The sequence below is a fragment of the Chryseobacterium indologenes genome, assembly GCA_016025055.1.
Lineage (GTDB): Bacteria > Bacteroidota > Bacteroidia > Flavobacteriales > Weeksellaceae > Chryseobacterium > Chryseobacterium indologenes.
This window is the reverse complement of the sequence record CP065590.1, coordinates 1,107,661-1,125,430: the sequence shown is the minus strand read 5'-3', so window position 1 is coordinate 1,125,430 and position 17,770 is coordinate 1,107,661. Positions and strand designations below refer to the sequence as shown.

Sequence of the window (17,770 nt, the reverse complement as noted above, 5' to 3'; positions counted from 1 at the left end):
ATTGCTAAGTTTTTATAATAATTGGATTTGTATTTTTGGGATTATATAAATTATTGAGAAAAGAATGTCAAAATATATTGATTTTTTTAAAAAAGCATTTAGTGGGGAAGAAACTGATTTTACGAAAGTAAATATCAGAAGTGCAGTTCTTCTTTTAGCTATTCCTATGATGCTGGAAATGGCAATGGAGTCGGTATTTGCATTGGTAGACCTGTATTTTGTAGGGCATTTAAAAGAGAGCGGTTTTGCTATTCAGACCGTTGGGCTTACAGAATCTGTTCTTTCTATTATGTATTCAATCGCCATTGGGATGAGTATGGCAGCTACCGCTTTGGTTGCCCGGAGAATTGGTGAGAAAAATCCGGAACAGGCTTCCCGGAGTGCTGCCCAGGTGTTATTGGTCTCGTTTGCTATCACTTTTATATTGAGTTTACTGGGCGTATTGTATGCAGAAGAAATTTTGATTCTCATGGGATCAAGACCGGAAGCGGCTGCTTATGGAAAGAACTTTACGAGAATTATGATGGGAAGCAGCACGATTATTATGCTTTTGTTTTTAATTAACGGGATTTTCAGAGGAGCAGGAAATGCCATGATTGCAATGAAGAGCTTATGGATTGCCAATATAGCCAATATCATTCTGTGTCCGGTTCTGATCAAAGGACTTGGCCCGGTTCCGGCTCTGGGACTTACGGGAGCTGCATTGGCTACTACAATAGGAAGAAGTGTAGGAGTGATCTATCAACTGTATCATCTCCTGATAGCGGATACACAGATTCGTATGAAACCTGATTATTTTAAGCCTTATTTCAGCTTAATAAAATCTATTGTAAAGATTGCCACTCCGGGAATTTTTCAGTTTGTGATAGCGTCATGCAGCTGGATCTTTCTTGCAGAACTGGTGGCTACTACCGGAGGAGAAAATGCTTCTGCCGGCTACCAAACGGCTTTACGGTTGATGATGTTCTTTATGCTACCTGCATGGGGGCTAAGTAATGCTGCGTCTACGCTGGTAGGCCAAAATATGGGAGCTAATGAAATGTTTCGTGCAGAGCAGTCTGTAATGAAAACAGTAAAGTATAACGTGATTTTTATGTTGATTGTCAGCTTGATATTTATTTTTATGGGTAACTTTTTAGTAAGTTTCTTTACTCAGGAAGCGGAGATCAAGGATTTTGCCAAAAGTGCTCTTTACATTATGAGTACGGGATTTATTTTCTATGGAATAGGAATGGTTATGATCAATGCATTCAACGGAGCCGGAGATACGTGGACCCCGACATGGGTGAACCTCTTTGGATTCTGGTTGTTTCAGATTCCATTGGCTTATTTCCTTTCTAAATATTTGGGGATGGGGCCAAAAGGGGTATTTATCTCTATACCTGCTGCGGAGACATTAATCACTATAATAGCTTTTATTTTGTTTAAAAAAGGAAAATGGAAGACGATTAAAGTGTAAAAGAAAAAGGGAACAGGAAAATGGCAGCGTGGGAAAATAAGGGTGAAATAAAGGATAAGCATTTTTATTGCAAGAGCTTTATTAAACAATATACAATTAACGACTGACGGAACTTCCATCTTCCTCCTCAATTTATAAAATTTTAACAGCTTCATTTTTTGGATTTTAAAAGCATATTTTTTAAATTCGTAAGAACAACAAAATACATATTACTATGGGAAAAGGAGATAAAAAATCAAGAAGAGGAAAAATCAATGCCGGAAGCTACGGAAAAAGAAGACCTAGAAAATCTTCAAAATCGTTTGCTGTATCCGAAGAAAAATCTAAAAAGTAAAAGAAATAAAAAGACCTGAGAAATTTCCCAGGTCTTTTTTTATAACAAATTAAACTAATTATTTTCCAAAAATATTTCCAAGAATGCCGCCTAAGCCACCTCCTTGCTGCTGTTGGTTTCCGCCTCCGCCCAGTACGCTTCCTAAGATATCATTCAAAGGATTTCCTGAAGACTGAGATTGTCCTGCACCGCCTCCCAAGACACTTCCTAAAATGTCATTTAAAGGATTAGACTGTTGTGATTGAGCCTGATTAGAAGCATTTCCAAGGATTCCTCCTAATAGATCTCCCAGACCACCGGCACCAACATTGCTCTGTTGTTTTTGCTGACCGATATAGCCCATTACTAAAGGCGCCAGCATCGCCAGAACAGGGCCAATCTTATCAATTGAAATTCCTGTATTTTGTGACAGCTGGTTTTCAACATTACTTTTTTGTCCGCCAAAAACATGGTCAAGAATTGAACCTCCTTCAGCTTGTCTTGCTTCGATTTGTGACGGATCATTCAGAATACTTCCATTATGATCTTTATCTAAAGCATTATTTAAGGCCTCTGCTTCTTTTGCATCCTGAGATTTATTTCTAAGATAAGAAATGATAAGAGGTGTAGCTACTGCCAATAGGGCAATTACCTGATTTTTGCTGATTCCGAATTTGTTTTCAGCTTGTTCTGCAACCTGGTTGCTGGTATTCCCTGTAAGTAGGTCAATTAAACTCATTGTTTGTGTTTGTTTGTATTAAGTGAATCAAAGTTATCAAAAAATATGCCTCACAAAATACTAAGACTTCATAATTATTGTTAAATTTTTTAAGTCCTCTTTTTAGTTTTTTATAATGGGTACATTGGAACAAGCCTCTCCAAACATCAGGGACTTTACCATAGGCTTCAGCTGTTCAACCAATTCGATGTAAGCATTTTCAGGAATCTCTTTATCAGAACATCCTTTTACCAAAACCCGTTTCCCTCTCATCTCTTCAAAATCATAGGTCTGGATTGCATTATGCATGAGGATAACCTCCAGATCTTCACGACTGCCAAAAACAATTTTCCTGGCTACTTCGGTAAGCTTTGCCGTTAAAACAAAATAAGCCCATAACGGGATGATTGTATCCACGGAATTGTAGATGTAAATATAAGTGTCTTTATATTCTTCGATATTGATGGCCTCTACTTTTTCGCGGAAATCCTTTTCCTTAAGAATCATTTCCTGAAAAAGAAAATCTTTAAGGTCAATGCCTTTTCGCTCCCCTTTTGGAAGTAAAGTGGTAAGGTCAAAATTGATAAGGCCGCTTTCAGCAACTTTATTCCGGATTTCAAATTCTTCTGACATTTTTTATCATTATCTTTGAGCAAATTTACAAATTAAGATCGGATATATTTTAATTTGTTCTCTATCCTTACAATAGACATGAAATATTACATTATTGCGGGTGAAGCTTCCGGTGATTTGCATGGAAGTAACCTGATGAAAGCCTTAAAGCACAAAGACCCTGAAGCGGAATTTAGATTTTGGGGTGGAGACCTGATGAAAGCTCAGGGAGGAACGTTGGTGAAACATTACCGGGATCTTGCTTTTATGGGTTTTTTTGGAAGTAGTGATGAACCTCCGGACCATTTTAAATAATATAAAATTATGTAAGGAAGATATTCAGAACAATAAACCTGATGTTTTAGTTCTGGTAGATTATCCGGGATTTAATCTCAGAATTGCAAGGTTTGCCAAAGAATTGGGAATCAAGGTTGTTTACTATATTTCTCCGCAGCTTTGGGCCTGGAAAGAAGGAAGGGTAGAGATTATCAAAAAATATGTAGATGAAATGATGGTCATTCTTCCTTTTGAAGAAGATTTTTACAGAAAACACGGGGTCCATTCCCATTTTGTAGGACATCCTTTACTGGATGCCATTTCTGATCTTCAGGAAATCAATATCGGGAATTTCAAAAAGGAGAACGGATTGAACGAAAAAGAGATTATCGCTCTTTTACCGGGCTCCAGAAAACAGGAGGTTGAAAAAATGCTGGAGATAATGCTTTCCGTACGCCCTCATTTTAAAAACTACCAGTTTGTAATCGCCGGTGCACCGAGCCTTCCAAAAGAATTTTATCAGAAATATGTAGATGATAACGTGCATTTTGTGTCCAATAAAACCTATGATTTATTGAGATGCTCAAAAGCAGCTCTTGTTACATCGGGAACTGCTACCCTGGAAACCGCATTGCTGAATATTCCTGAAGTAGTATGCTACCGTGGCAGCAAAATTTCCTATGCTATAGCCAAAAGACTTGTTAAAAATATCAATTATATCTCCCTTGTTAATCTGATCATGGACAGGGAGGTGGTAAAAGAGCTGATCCAGAACGATTTAAATACAAATAATCTTATAGAAGAACTTAATAAGGTCCTTGCCGGAGATAAAAGAGAGCAGGTACTGCATGATTATAAGTTGTTAAGAGAAAAACTGGGTGGTAAAGGAGCCAGTGACCATGCCGCCGATGTTATTTTAAAAGTTTAATTCTCTGTTTGTTTTTATAGCAAAAATTTAAGCGCTTTGTTGACATTTTTAAAGCGGTGTAATTTCCTTATTCAGTAATTACAGAAGTACAATCGATGGGGTAATTTTCCTAATTTGTTGAGGTAATTGACTGAAATTGAATAAACAGCCGCTTCTCATCCTGGTCATATGTTTTATTCTGGGAATTATCTTCCAGGACTTGATGCTGCTTGATATTACCTGGTGTTACCCTATAGCTGCAGTTGCTTTTGGAATTTTAATTGTATTATTTTTTCAGTCTTATTTTTTACATAAAGCCCGGAGCGTTTTTCTGGGATTGTTATTTTTTGGAACAGGAATGATACTTCATTTTTGTAATACGTCATTATCCGGAAAAGAAACTGTCATCAAGGGTAAGGAAACTATTGTTTTCAGAATCTCTCAGAAATTAAACTCAATAGAAAAATATAAGAAATATACTGGTATTATAAAAGCCGGTAATGAAAATTTTCAATCGATTCTTTATATCCCAAGGAATAATCCGGAGCTTGATTTTACCCATTACTACAAGGCTGAAGCATTTATTATCCAGCCACAATCTCCGCAATATGATTTTCAGTTCGATTATGCCCGGTATCTGAAGCGCAAGGATATTGACTATCAGGTTTTTATTTCAAAAGAGATATCATCTGTTGAAAGAAAAGATATAGGCCTTACAGACAGGATCAGGCAGCGCAGGCTTGAAGTTTTGCAAAAAATAAATCAATCCGGAATGTCGGCCAGGACCAGGGAATTTCTGAAAGGAATTATTCTGGCAGACAGAACAGAAATAGATCCCGGTACCGTAGAGGACTTTAATAAATCAGGACTGGTTCATTTATTGGCTATTTCAGGAACCCATATCGTAGTTATTTTCGGAATATTTTACTTTTTGGCAGGACGGTTTATTCCCTTAAGGTTCAGGAGATATGTGGTTATACTAAGTCTTGTTTTTATTTGGTTGTTTGCCGCTTTTATTGGTTTTGGAAATTCTGTTTTGAGGGCCTGCATTATGCTGAGCGTGTATTTTACATTTGTATTGTTACAGCGCAAGCCTGATCTGCTTCACTCACTCGCATTATCCGCATTTGTTATTCTCATTCCGGATACGCAACAGTTTTTTGATGTGGGATTTCAGCTTAGTTACCTGGCCGTTTTAGGGATTTTTTGGCTCAATCAGCCTCTTTTGAAATATTTTCCTAATCAGGATAATTATTTTAAGAAGCTGATGTTTAACACGATTACCATCTCTCTGTCAGCACAGTTGGCGACACTGCCCTTGGTTTTATATTATTTTCATCAGTTTTCATGGGTTTCAATTATTGCTAATTTTCTGATTGTACCCTTTTCAGAAGTAATCATTGTGTTTTCACTCGTCATGACCATTTTTATTGCGTTGAGAATTGATTTTTATATGATCAGCAATGTATATGATTTTGTTATCAGAGTTTTGCTGAAGGTTATTCATTGGTTTGCTGAAGCAGATGTCCTGTTCATAGAACATATACCCATGAGCCTTACCGAGGTTTTCGCTATACTGGTGATCGTATATATGCTCAGATTTGTCATTGTCAGGCCCAACTTAAAAAGCAGTGTGAGATTTGTTATGTGTTTTTTTATTTTTTTAATGATAAAGACCGGGTATCAGATTTATGAAAATAAAAAGAATGAAATATTATTTCTCAACCTGGGGAAAACTAAGGTATTTTTGATGAAGAAGGGAGATAAAGCGCGCTTTTGGATTTCGGATATAAAAGCTTCTGAAAAGGTTGTGAAGTTTGTTATCAGCCCATATTGTTCTTCCAGGAGAATCAGGCATTTTGACATAAAAACGTTTCCTTCTTCCGCTCAAAAAGTAGTTTTTAAGGATAAAATATATGAGTTGAAATAGCCGTTTTTCTCATTCTGTTTTCCTGTATTTATAACATGTAAATTCTTATTTAGAAACATTACAAACTGCCTAATTGTGAGATTTCTCACTTTTCGATATTGTTAACATTTCTTAATTTTGTGGAAATTCAAATTTAAACTTATATGGCAGGTTTAACGAGTTCTACGATAGGTAGAAAATACGCTATGGCATTATCAGCTATGTTTTTGCTGGTTTTTCTTATACTGCATTTGACAACCAATTTGTTATCAGTCCTGAACAAAGATGCTTTTAATACAGCATCTGACTTTATGGGCTATAATCCTTTTGTGCAGTTCTTAATGCAGCCGATTCTTGGTTTTGCAGTAATTTTCCATTTTGTAATGGGATTTGTACTGGAAATTAAGAATAACAAAGCGCGTCCGGTAAAGTATGAATCAAACAATGCTTCTATGAATTCTTCATGGATGTCCAGAAATATGATTATTTCCGGAGCTGTTGTTTTAGCTTTTCTGGCGCTTCACTTGTATGATTTCTGGTTGCATGAAATCAATTACAAATATGTGGAAGGAATCGCTCCTGATGCAGAACGTTTCTGGCCGGAGCTTCATGAGAAGTTTGCCGATCTTTGGAGAGTAGCTTTATATGTGATTTCTTTTGTTCTATTAGGTTTACACTTAGCTCACGGATTCCAGTCTTCATTCCAGTCTATCGGAGCAAGACATCCAAAATATACGCCGGTGATCAAAGCTTTCGGGAAATGGTATTCGATCCTAATCCCTGCAGGATTTATCATCGTTGCAGTTTTTCATTTTATAACTCAATAATATCAATATACTAGTATGAGTAAATTAGATTCAAAAATTCCGGCGGGTCCTCTAAAAGACAAGTGGAAAAATCATAAAGACCATATGAACCTTGTTGCACCAAACAACAGAGATAAGATTGATATTATTGTTGTAGGTACAGGTTTGGCAGGAGGTTCTGCAGCAGCAACTTTAGCTGAGCAGGGATATAACGTAAAAGCATTCTGCTACCAGGATTCTCCAAGAAGAGCGCACTCTATTGCAGCCCAAGGAGGGATCAACGCAGCTAAAAACTATCAGGGTGACGGTGACTCTACGTACAGACTGTTCTATGATACCATCAAAGGTGGTGACTATAGAGCAAGAGAGGCTAACGTTTACAGATTAGCTGAAGTTTCAGCAAATATTATTGACCAGTGTGTTTCTCAGGGTGTTCCTTTTGGTAGAGACTACGGAGGTCAGCTGGATAACCGTTCATTTGGTGGGGTTCAGGTAAAAAGAACTTTCTATGCAAAAGGACAGACAGGACAGCAGTTATTATTAGGTGCATACTCTGCAATGAGCCGTCAGATCGGTAAAGGAAGAATCAAAATGTATAACCGTCATGAGATGCTTGACCTTGTTATTGTTGACGGAAAAGCAAGAGGAATCATCGCTAGAAACCTGGTGACAGGTGAAATCGAAAGACATTCTGCTCACGCAGTAGTTATTGCATCCGGAGGATACGGAAACGTATATTTCCTTTCTACCAACGCAATGGGATCAAACGTTTCTGCAGCATGGAAAATTCATAAGAAAGGAGCTTACTTCGCAAACCCTTGCTACGTACAGATTCACCCGACTTGTATTCCTGTTCACGGAACTCAGCAGTCTAAACTGACTTTGATGTCTGAATCATTAAGAAACTCAGGAAGAATCTGGGTTCCTAAAAAGATTGAAGATTCAGTAGCGATCAGAGAAGGTAAATTAAGACCTGAAAACATTAAAGAAGAAGATAGAGATTATTATCTGGAAAGAAGATATCCTGCATTCGGTAACCTTGTACCTAGAGACGTTGCATCTAGAGCTGCTAAGGAAAGATGTGATGCCGGATTCGGTATTGAAAATAATGATACGCAGGAAGGTGTTTACCTTGATTTCTCAACAGAGATCATGAAAAAAGGTAGAGAAGCCGCTATCGAAAAACATATTCATAACCCAACAGATCAGCAGATTTATGATTTAGGTAAGAGCTGGGTTGAGGAGAAATACGGTAACCTATTCGTAATGTACGAAAAAATTACTGCTGATGATCCTTACAAAACTCCAATGAAGATTTATCCTGCGGTACACTATACAATGGGTGGTGTATGGGTTGATTATAACCTTCAGTCTACAATCCCTGGATGTTTCGTAATCGGTGAAGCTAACTTCTCTGACCACGGTGCCAACAGATTGGGAGCATCTGCATTGATGCAGGGTCTTGCAGACGGATATTTCGTACTTCCTTATACTATCGCAGATTACCTTTCGGCAGATATCAGAACAGGAGCTATTCCTACCAATTCAGGAGCATTTGACGAGGCTGAGAAAGGAATTAAAGAAAAAATTAATTTCTTCCTGAATAATAAAGGAACACATTCAGTAGACCACTTCCATAAACAATTAGGACACATCATGTGGAATAAAGTAGGTATGGGAAGAACTCCTGAAGGATTAAGAGAAGCGATCAAAGAAATAGAAGAAGTAAGAAACAACTTCTGGAAAAATGTAAAAGTTCCTGGAGAAGGAGAAGGAATGAACACTGAGCTTGAAAAAGCATTCAGAGTAGCAGACTTCCTTGAACTAGGTCAATTAATGGCTATCGATGCACTACACAGAAATGAATCTTGTGGTGGACATTTCCGTGAAGATCACTCCACTCCGGATGGTGAAGCGGAAAGAGATGACGTAAACTACAAATACGTCGGAGCTTGGGAATATCAGGGAGCAGATATCAACGCGGAAGTGTTGCATAAAGAAGAACTGATATATGACAACATCGAGGTTAAAACTAGAAGTTATAAATAATCTCCAACCTATAAATATAACATTATGAGTGCAAAAAAGGCTTACATCTTACGCTGAAAATTTGGAGACAAAAAAATAGTAAAACTAAAGGTCAGTTTGAGACCTATAAAATATCAGATGTTTCTACAGACTCTTCATTCCTGGAGATGCTGGACATCCTGAACGAAAATTTAATTAACGAAGGAAAGGAACCAATCGCTTTTGACCACGACTGTCGTGAAGGAATCTGTGGAATGTGTTCTCTATACATCAACGGTAGAGCACACGGTCCGGATACAGGTATCACAACTTGCCAGCTTCACATGAGAATGTTCAAAGATGGTGAAACAATCGTTATTGAGCCATGGAGAAGTGCTGCTTTCCCTGTTATTAAAGACTTAATGGTAGACAGAAGCGCATTCGACAGAGTAATGGCTGCAGGTGGTTTTATTTCTGTAAACACTTCAGGAAACACATTGGATGCTAACGCAATTCCTGTTCCTAAAGAAGATGCAGACAGAGCAATGGATGCTGCTGCTTGTATCGGATGTGGTGCTTGTGTAGCTACATGTAAAAACGGTTCTGCTATGCTATTCGTTGGAGCTAAAGTTTCTCAGTTTGCTTTATTACCACAAGGTAGAGTAGAAGCGAAGAGAAGAGTTCTGAACATGGTGAAAGCGATGGACGAAGAAGGATTCGGAAACTGTTCCAACACAGGAGCTTGTGAGATTGAGTGTCCTAAAGGTATTTCTCTTGAGAATATCGCAAGAATGAACAGAGAATACATGGCTGCTTTAGTAGATCAAGGATAGAATTGATTCAAATATGTGAAAATCGCCTCCATTTTGGAGGCGATTTTTTTATATGCTGTAATTTCCTGTTAAAGTTTGTTAACTTATTGATGTACTTTAGGTATTCTTTATTTAATAAGTATATATTTGAAGGGTAGTTGAGCGGCATTTTAAAATACATTTTAAAGTTTTTTTATTTCTAAAAAATTGAATAATAAAGTGTTTCAGAATACCTGATAATCGACTATAATAAAATTTTCAAAAAAAATAACCAGTGTTAAGTAAGAAGCCCTAAAAAGCGTATTTTTGTGTAATATTAAAAATTGAAATGAAAAAAATATCTTTTATTGTTTATCATCGCGGTTTTCGTGATGTCTTGTTCAAAAAAAGTAGAAGTAAAAGGAAAAATCACCGGAGGCTCACCATTAGACAGAATTGAATTTGTGGAAGCTTCAGGAGTAGGGACCCTTCCTTTGGTTAATATAGGTCTTGATAAAGATGGGAATTTTTCCGGAAGCTTTGAAGCTCCTAAAGATGGAATGTATGTAATCAACTATGCGACCAGACAAAATCTGATTTACCTTGAAAAAGGACAAAGTGTTACGATCTCAGGGAATGGAGCTACTTTCCCTAATGAATACGTTATTACAGGTGACGCTAAAAAAAATAATGACTTTCTTTCCGCCAGCCAGAAATTTTTGGCCACCTATGCAGGTAAAGTTAACTTAGGAGCATTAATGGGTGGTGACGAAGCTGCCTTTTTGAAAGGAATGCACAAAGTAGAAGCAGACATCAATAAAAATGTTGATGAGCTTGCAAAAAAGAACAATCCTAGCAAAGGACTTTTAGAATGGAAGAAAAATGATGTTAAAGTAACGATTCTTAACCTTCTTGCCAACTACGAGATGTCTCACGGTCCAATGTCCGGAAATCCTTCATACAAAGCTTCTAAAGCATTCAAAGACTATGAAACGGCATTAGATAATGATAAAGAAGCTATGGTGAAGACCATTCCGCTTTACAGACAGTATCTATTGGTGAAAATGACTCCTGATTTCCAGAAGTATGCTGAAGCAAACAGCAAAGGAAAAACTGATATTACAACTTCTGAAATGTTTGCTCAATACCTGAAAACTAAAAAAGACATTTCTCAGACTGCAAAAGACTATCTTTTGGCATTTGTAATGGCTCAGGCTGATATTCATCCTACTTCTCCTGCTAAAAATATCGACAAAATTAAAAAGCTGATCGATACAGATATTAAAGATGCTACCATCAAAAGTAACCTGTTAAAAATGCAGGTGGCTATCACAGGACTTAAAATCGGTGAAGCTGCACCTGAAGCTCCATTGGTAAAGCAGGACGGTAAATCTTATAACCTTTCTGAAAACAAAGGAAAACCGTATATGCTATTTTTCTATGCTTCATGGAACCCTTATATTGCTGAAGCTACAGTACCGGTTCTGAAAGAGGTGGTCAACTTTTACAAGTCTAAAATGAACTTTGTATTTGTGAACGTAGATGATACAAAAGATCAGTTTGTAAAAACGAGCAACTCTTTACTGAAAGGAATTCAGGGAGTAAATGTATATGGTGAAAAAGGAATGGAATCTGAAATCGCTAAAAAATACGGTGTTTACGGATTTAAATTACCTTGCTATGTAATCATTGATAAGGACGGAAAGATTGCCAGCAGATCTTTCGTGAACCTGGGTGAGCAGGAACTTGTAACTATTTTGGATAAACTGACAGGTCTTGCTGCCCCGAGAGTAGATCCGAATGCACAAATGCAGCCGCAGCTGCAGATTGATCCTTCTGCACAACCGGGGGCTCCACAGCCTGCAAACCCGCACCCGGCTCAGACGAAATAATAAACTTTTATATACTTGAAAACCTTATCCGTGGATAAGGTTTTTTTTATTGTATTTTTGCAAAATGAAACCGGAAGGTTTTTGTATACAGAAAAAATAGAATTTGTAGAATGAGAAAGAAGAAAAATATTATTCTTGAAAATATCAGACTGGTAGCTGCCGGTGCAAAAGGAGTTGCTATTGGTAGAACAGAGGAGGGGAAAACAGTATTGGTTTCGGGTGCCATTCCCGGAGATTTGGTAAATGTCAGAGTCAAAAAAGCGAAATCCAAATATTATGAAGGTGAAGCAACCGATGTATTGGAAAAATCTCCTTACAGAACAGAACCTAAGTGCATACACTTTGGAACTTGTGGAGGATGCAAATGGCAAAACATGACCTACGAGAAGCAGCTTGATTTTAAACAGGAAGAAGTTTATAACAATATTAAGAGAATCGGGGGGATTGAAGATTTTGAAACCGTATCTATTCTGGGATCTGAAGAACAGTATTTTTATAGAAATAAAATGGAGTTTTCTTTCTCTAATGCCAGATGGCTGACTCAATATGAAATCAGCTCTGAAGAAAATTTTGGAAGTAAAGATGCCTTAGGATTCCATATTCCGGGAATGTGGAGTAAGATTCTTGACCTTAAAGAATGTTTTCTTCAGGAAGATCCTTCCAATGCCATAAGACTTGCCGTAAAAGAATATGCTGTTGACAATGGGCTGGACTTTTTTGATGTAAGAAATCATGAAGGATTTTTAAGAACCTTAATGATGAGACAGAATTCTAAAGGTGAGTGGATGGTTCTTTTCCAGCTTTTCAGGGAAGAAAAAGAAAACAGGGAAAAGCTTTTCCAATTCTTATTAGAGAAATTTCCTCAGATAAAAACTCTGGTGTATGCCATTAATCCAAAAGCGAATGACTCAATCTATGACTTGGATATCAATGTATATTTTGGTGACGGATACCTGATGGAGGAAATGGATGGACTGAAGTTCAAAATAGGTCCCAAATCATTCTTTCAAACCAACTACAAACAGGCATTGGAATTATACAGAAAAACATTGGAGTTTGCTGATCTGAAAGGAGATGAAGTAGTGTATGATCTGTATACGGGAACCGGAACTATTGCCCAATATGTGGCAAGAAATGCAAAACAGGTAATTGGTATTGAATCTGTGCAGGAAGCAATTGATGCAGCAATTGAACATGCCGAATTGAACGGTCTTACCAATACAACTTTTTATTGTGGAGATATGAAAAATGTCTTTAACGATGAATTCATGGAAAACCATCCAAAAGCAGATGTATTGATTACTGATCCGCCAAGGGACGGAATGCACCAGAAAGTCGTTGAACAAATATTGAAACTGGCTCCGGAAAAAGTAGTTTACGTAAGCTGTAATTCTGCAACCCAGGCACGAGATCTTGCTCTGATGAAAGACGATTATACTTTAGTGAAAATATTACCCGTAGATATGTTTCCGCAAACACACCATGTTGAGAACATTGCCTTGTTGGTTAAAAAATAAATTTAATTAAATTTGAATTTGCGAAACGCCAGTTCCATCTGACAAATAAAAAATAAAAATATACAGATGAAGTATTTTAAATTTTTCCTGCTGATCTGCTTTTTGGGAACTCTTTCTTCCTGTGGTGGAGATGATGATATCTGTGAAAGCGGCGAAGGTACTCCCAGACTTAGGATTGCTTTTAAAAATGCTGACGGTAAAGAAATGACCGTAGACTCATTATATGTAACTGCAGATTATGGTACAGGAGCTCTTGTAGACCTTGGTAAAACAGCAAATAATAACTTTAGGCTGATTCCGCTGCGTGTTGATGAATCACCCTATACAGATCTTTACTTTAAAACCAGAATTAAAGGGCCACAATCAAAGGTAAGGGTGAGTTATACGACAAAATCTGCCTATGTTTCACCCGGATGTGGTATTAAAAAAACTTACGAAAATGTGAGTTCAGAATTATTAACTCCTACTCCGGTAACAAAACTGGAAAACGGTTTAAACCAAATAGAGAATGAAAACAAGACTAATCTATTCCTTTTTTTTAGCATCATAAGTCTACTGGTCTGGTCACAGGAAAAAAAGAAGTGAAAAAAGAGAAAAAGGAGCACTGGAAATATGAACCCAATTTTATGGTTGGTTTTGATGCCCTTAATGCAGGAATTTCTTTTTTCTCTGACAGAAAAGTATATCAGGGATTTGTTTCTTCTAAACTGAACGGGAATGTTCACGTCATAGCAGAAGCGGGTTTTGAAAAAATGTATATCAGAAGAACGGGTATGATGCTAAAGCGAATGGTCCCTTCGTGAAATTGGGGGCATTCTATATGCTGGCAAAGGATGCAGAAAATGAATTTAACGGATTTTATGCTGGAGGAAAAGTAGGAGGCTCGTTCTACAATCAGGAGTATATGGCGATCCCGGTCCGTGGATTTGGAGGAAGTTCTTCTTCTGTAGCATTTCCGTCATCATCACAGACTTCTTTTTGGCTCGAGGGTACTTTAGGAGGCAGAGTGCAGTTGTTTGATTCAAATTTTTATATTGATGTGAATCTTCAGCCAAGATATATGGTGTATACGTCAAAGCAGGATGATATTTCTCCCATGATTGTTCCCGGCTTTGGACGCAGTTCTTCAAAATTCAATATGGGATTTGCATGGAATATTGCTTATAAATTTTAAAAAAAAGCAACGATTTAGCCTTTAAGTCATATAAAATACAAACTTTAAAATATTTTAAAGTTTGTATTTTTTTAATAAATATTATATTTTTATGTATGTTATCAAAAATAACCCTATTGTTTTGATAATTTTATTCATAAAATAATTATATTTGGCGGAATTATAATTATGTTTTAATTTATGAAAAGACTATTTACTGCCTTATTGTTTACTTTTGTGGGAGGGGCAGCGTTCGGTCAATGGACGCCAACTACCTTTAAAGGTGACAGTAATAAAAGAAGTACAGGATTTAAAGTAGATGGATCTAGTGTAAGAAGTAACGGGTACTACAAATTAGACCTGGACTTGCTAAGATCGCAGCTGAAGAATGCTCAGGAAATGGGAGCTAATTCCGTTCCTGTTGTGATCTCTCTTCCTACAATGAATGGGAAGATTGAAAGATTTAATGTGTACAGTTTTCCGGTTGTTGTAAAAGAACTGGCAGATAAGTATAATTTAGGATCTTATGTGGGAGCAAGTGTTGATGATCCTACAAAGTACCTGAGATTTAGTTTAGCTCCAAATGATTTCCAGTCTATGGTGATTGATGGAGATAATTATGAATTTATCGAACCTGCTTCAGCTGATAAAACAGTCTATGCGATTCATCCAAAGACAAGAAAGAATCGTGACTCCTTCTTATGTTCTACAGAAGAATCTCCTGCTGCTAAAAAGCAGATAAATGATCTGTTGAAGAAAGGTCAGTCTTTCTCTAATCAGACGACAACTTTTGCGAAAAGTTCTGATAAAAAATTCAGAACCATGAGATTGGTAGTTTCTGTTACAGGAGAATATACTCAGTATTTTATGACCCAGGCAGGAGTACCTGCCACTGCCACTGATGATGAAAAAGAGCGCCTGCACTAGCTGCAATTAATGCTACTTTAAGCCGTGTAAACGGAGTTTTTGAAAAAGATTTTGCATTGCATTTGAATTTGCAGAATTATCCAAACGTAATTTATATAAATTCTGCCACAGACCCATATTCAGCTGCTTCAGTAGGAGTTAAGGGAGCTTGGAATACTGAATTGCAGAATACATTGTCTAATATAAATAATGTAGGAGATGCCAACTATGATATCGGCCATTTATTCGGTAGATCCGGAGGTGGAGGTAATGCAGGATGTATCGGGTGTGTATGTGTGGATCCTACGCCGGCTGTTGCTAAAGGAAAAGGTTCAGGATTTACTTCTCCGGCTAATGGCGTGCCGCAAGGAGATGCTTTCGATATAGATTATGTTGCTCATGAAATGGGACATCAGTTAGGAGGTAATCATACTTTCTCTCATAATCTTGAAGGAAGCGGTGTGAATGTGGAACCAGGATCTGGGTCTACCATCATGGGATATGCCGGAATTACAGGTCCTGATACAGACGTTCAGGTGAACTCCAATCCTTACTTCCATGCGGCAAGTATTGGGCAGATTCAGGCTAATTTAATTGATAAGACTTGTGACGTAGAGACTACGATCAATAATAATCCACCGGTAATTGCCGATTTACCAACATTTAGTATTCCTAAAGGAACTGCTTTCGTACTAACAGCTACCGCAACTGATCCTGAAAATGATCCAATGACATATTCTTGGGAGGAACTTGACGATGCTGAATTACCTATTGATCGATTTAATTTAGGACTTACCACTACCGGAGCTTCGTTCAGATCCGTTTCTCCATCGGCTAGCCCAACAAGATACTTTCCGAAATGGCAAAGTGTATTGACTGGCGCATTAACTAACTCAAATAATACCTGGGAATCTGTATCAACGGTAGGGAGAACAAGTAAATTTGCCGTAACGGTAAGAGATAATAATAGCAATGTACAGCAACAACAGTCTTCTGTTAAAACTCAGACGATTATTGTAGGTGAAAGCGGACCTTTCAGAGTAGCTAATCAATATGCTGATGTCAATACCCCGACTCCAGTTCAATGGGTGGTGGCCAATACGAATACTGCTCCTTATAATGTTGCCAATGTAAAGATTGACTATACTACTGATAATGGAACTAACTGGACAGTATTGTCAGCGTCAACTCCTAATGACGGATCTGAGAACTTTACTTTCCCTTCTACACTGAACGGACAGACTATTAAAGTGAGAATTTCTGCAATCGGAAATGTTTTCTATGCGTTAGGATCTGTTACCATAGCACCTTTGGCTGCATGTAGTTCTGCTGCACCAACAAATGTAGTGATAAGCAATATTACTATGACTACAGCAAGTGCATCATGGATGTCTTATACAGGAGCAACGTACAAAGCACGCTATAGAAAAGTAGGTGCATCAAACTGGATAGATGTAGATAGTACTATTCCTTCTATTAATATAGCTGGTTTGATAGATGATACAACGTATGAGGTTCAGGTGGCTTTAGTATGTGGAGGAACAGTAGGTACTTACTCCGCATCTGTAAACTTTACAACACCGGCATTACGTTATTGCACTACTGCTACAGATGATCAGGATTATGAGTATATTCAAAATGTGACCATTGGAAATATAAACAATACTTCCGCAAACAGCACATATACAAACTATACTACAAATACGGCACTTCATATTAACTTAACAAAAGGAACACCTCAGCCTATTTCTGTTACATTAGGTAATGCTGGAGTTGCTGATTATGATACTGTAGTGGCATTTATTGACTTTAACAAAGACGGAGTTTTCTCTGAGACGGAAAGAGTGTTGGATTATCCTATTGCATTAACCCAACCCGGAACTGTCGTTAGCGGAACATTTAATATCCCGGCTAATGCAGTAGAAGGAGAGGCTTTAAGAATGAGAGTTCTAGGTGGCTGGATGGGAGCTGGTCCTAATAACACTTATGTAGGATTATCATTACCTCCAGACTTCTTATGTGGAGTTAATATTGGTTATGGAGAGGTTGAAGATTATAACGTATATATTACAAGTAACCTGGCTACTTCTGAAACGAATCTTAAAAATGGAGGAATTCAGTTATATCCAAACCCGGCTACTGATGTTCTTAATATAACTAAGGTTTCAGATAAAGCTACCTATAAGATTTTCGGAGCTACAGGTCAGTTGATCAATAGCGGAAATATTAACAATGGAAAGATCAATATTTCATCTTTAATTAAAGGCGGATATATTATTACCATTGATGAAAAAGGACAGGAGCTGTTCAAATCTAAATTTATCAAAAAATAACATAATCGTAAATAATGTTAAATCCCCGGAGTTATTCGGGGATTTTTTATTTTGATCATTTATGTGATTATCGTGAAATTTTTTCAAAAAAATTACGTTAAGTAAATAGTTCACAATGAAAAAATCATTAGATTTGTGTAAATGTAAAAATATTCGCGTATGGTATAGAAT

General features: G+C 37.3%; 13 protein-coding genes and 2 pseudogenes. 13 read left to right on the top strand and 2 right to left on the bottom strand.

Going from position 1 to position 17,770, the window contains the following annotated elements; genetic code table 11:
• The first annotated feature begins 64 nt into the window (after positions 1-64).
• The gene (locus H3Z85_05025; GenBank protein QPQ52782.1) at positions 65-1,459 is read left to right on the top strand and encodes an MATE family efflux transporter; all 1,395 of its coding nucleotides are present in this window, start codon (positions 65-67) and stop codon (positions 1,457-1,459) included.
• 214 nt (positions 1,460-1,673) lie between these two features.
• Positions 1,674-1,793: a 30S ribosomal protein THX gene (locus H3Z85_05020; protein ID QPQ52781.1), complete on the top strand. Its 120-nt coding sequence runs from the start codon at positions 1,674-1,676 to the stop codon at positions 1,791-1,793.
• A gap of 58 nt (positions 1,794-1,851) precedes the next feature.
• On the opposite strand, the gene H3Z85_05015 is transcribed toward H3Z85_05020, so the two are convergent.
• Positions 1,852-2,511 (bottom strand): DUF937 domain-containing protein, encoded by a 660-nt coding sequence (locus H3Z85_05015; protein ID QPQ52780.1) that lies wholly within the window; start codon positions 2,509-2,511, stop codon positions 1,852-1,854.
• Positions 2,512-2,613: 102 nt separating this feature from the next.
• On the bottom strand, positions 2,614-3,123 hold the full coding sequence (locus tag H3Z85_05010; GenBank protein ID QPQ52779.1) for a DUF2480 family protein: 510 nt from the start codon (positions 3,121-3,123) through the stop codon (positions 2,614-2,616).
• A 78-nt stretch (positions 3,124-3,201) separates the two neighbouring features.
• Between H3Z85_05010 and lpxB the strand changes: the two are divergent.
• The 11 genes and pseudogenes from lpxB (at position 3,202) to H3Z85_04955 (ending at position 17,599) form a co-directional block, all read left to right on the top strand.
• Positions 3,202-4,306, top strand: a pseudogene (gene lpxB / locus H3Z85_05005) (lipid-A-disaccharide synthase).
• Between the two features lie 130 nt (positions 4,307-4,436).
• On the top strand, positions 4,437-6,215 hold the full coding sequence (locus tag H3Z85_05000; protein QPQ53840.1) for a ComEC/Rec2 family competence protein: 1,779 nt from the start codon (positions 4,437-4,439) through the stop codon (positions 6,213-6,215).
• Positions 6,216-6,358: 143 nt separating this feature from the next.
• On the top strand, positions 6,359-7,021 hold the full coding sequence (locus H3Z85_04995) for a succinate dehydrogenase cytochrome b subunit (GenBank protein QPQ52778.1): 663 nt from the start codon (positions 6,359-6,361) through the stop codon (positions 7,019-7,021).
• Positions 7,022-7,036: 15 nt separating this feature from the next.
• Positions 7,037-9,049 carry a fumarate reductase/succinate dehydrogenase flavoprotein subunit gene (locus H3Z85_04990; GenBank protein ID QPQ52777.1) on the top strand — a complete coding sequence of 671 codons (2,013 nt, stop codon included), beginning with the start codon at positions 7,037-7,039 and terminating at the stop codon, positions 9,047-9,049.
• A 53-nt stretch (positions 9,050-9,102) separates the two neighbouring features.
• Positions 9,103-9,840 (top strand): succinate dehydrogenase/fumarate reductase iron-sulfur subunit, encoded by a 738-nt coding sequence (locus H3Z85_04985; GenBank protein ID QPQ53839.1) that lies wholly within the window; start codon positions 9,103-9,105, stop codon positions 9,838-9,840.
• 350 nt (positions 9,841-10,190) lie between these two features.
• Positions 10,191-11,690, top strand: coding sequence for a TlpA family protein disulfide reductase (locus tag H3Z85_04980; protein ID QPQ52776.1), 1,500 nt, complete (start codon positions 10,191-10,193; stop codon positions 11,688-11,690).
• A 110-nt stretch (positions 11,691-11,800) separates the two neighbouring features.
• Positions 11,801-13,207 carry a 23S rRNA (uracil(1939)-C(5))-methyltransferase RlmD gene (gene rlmD / locus H3Z85_04975; protein ID QPQ52775.1) on the top strand — a complete coding sequence of 469 codons (1,407 nt, stop codon included), beginning with the start codon at positions 11,801-11,803 and terminating at the stop codon, positions 13,205-13,207.
• A 66-nt stretch (positions 13,208-13,273) separates the two neighbouring features.
• Positions 13,274-13,792 carry a hypothetical protein gene (locus tag H3Z85_04970; GenBank protein ID QPQ52774.1) on the top strand — a complete coding sequence of 173 codons (519 nt, stop codon included), beginning with the start codon at positions 13,274-13,276 and terminating at the stop codon, positions 13,790-13,792.
• Positions 13,789-14,010: a hypothetical protein gene (locus tag H3Z85_04965; protein QPQ52773.1), complete on the top strand. Its 222-nt coding sequence runs from the start codon at positions 13,789-13,791 to the stop codon at positions 14,008-14,010. Before H3Z85_04970 ends, H3Z85_04965 begins: the two co-directional genes overlap by 4 nt.
• Before the next feature lie 17 nt (positions 14,011-14,027).
• Positions 14,028-14,381, top strand: coding sequence for a hypothetical protein (locus tag H3Z85_04960; protein QPQ52772.1), 354 nt, complete (start codon positions 14,028-14,030; stop codon positions 14,379-14,381).
• 180 nt (positions 14,382-14,561) lie between these two features.
• Positions 14,562-17,599, top strand: a pseudogene (locus tag H3Z85_04955) (T9SS type A sorting domain-containing protein).
• Positions 17,600-17,770 lie beyond the last annotated feature (171 nt).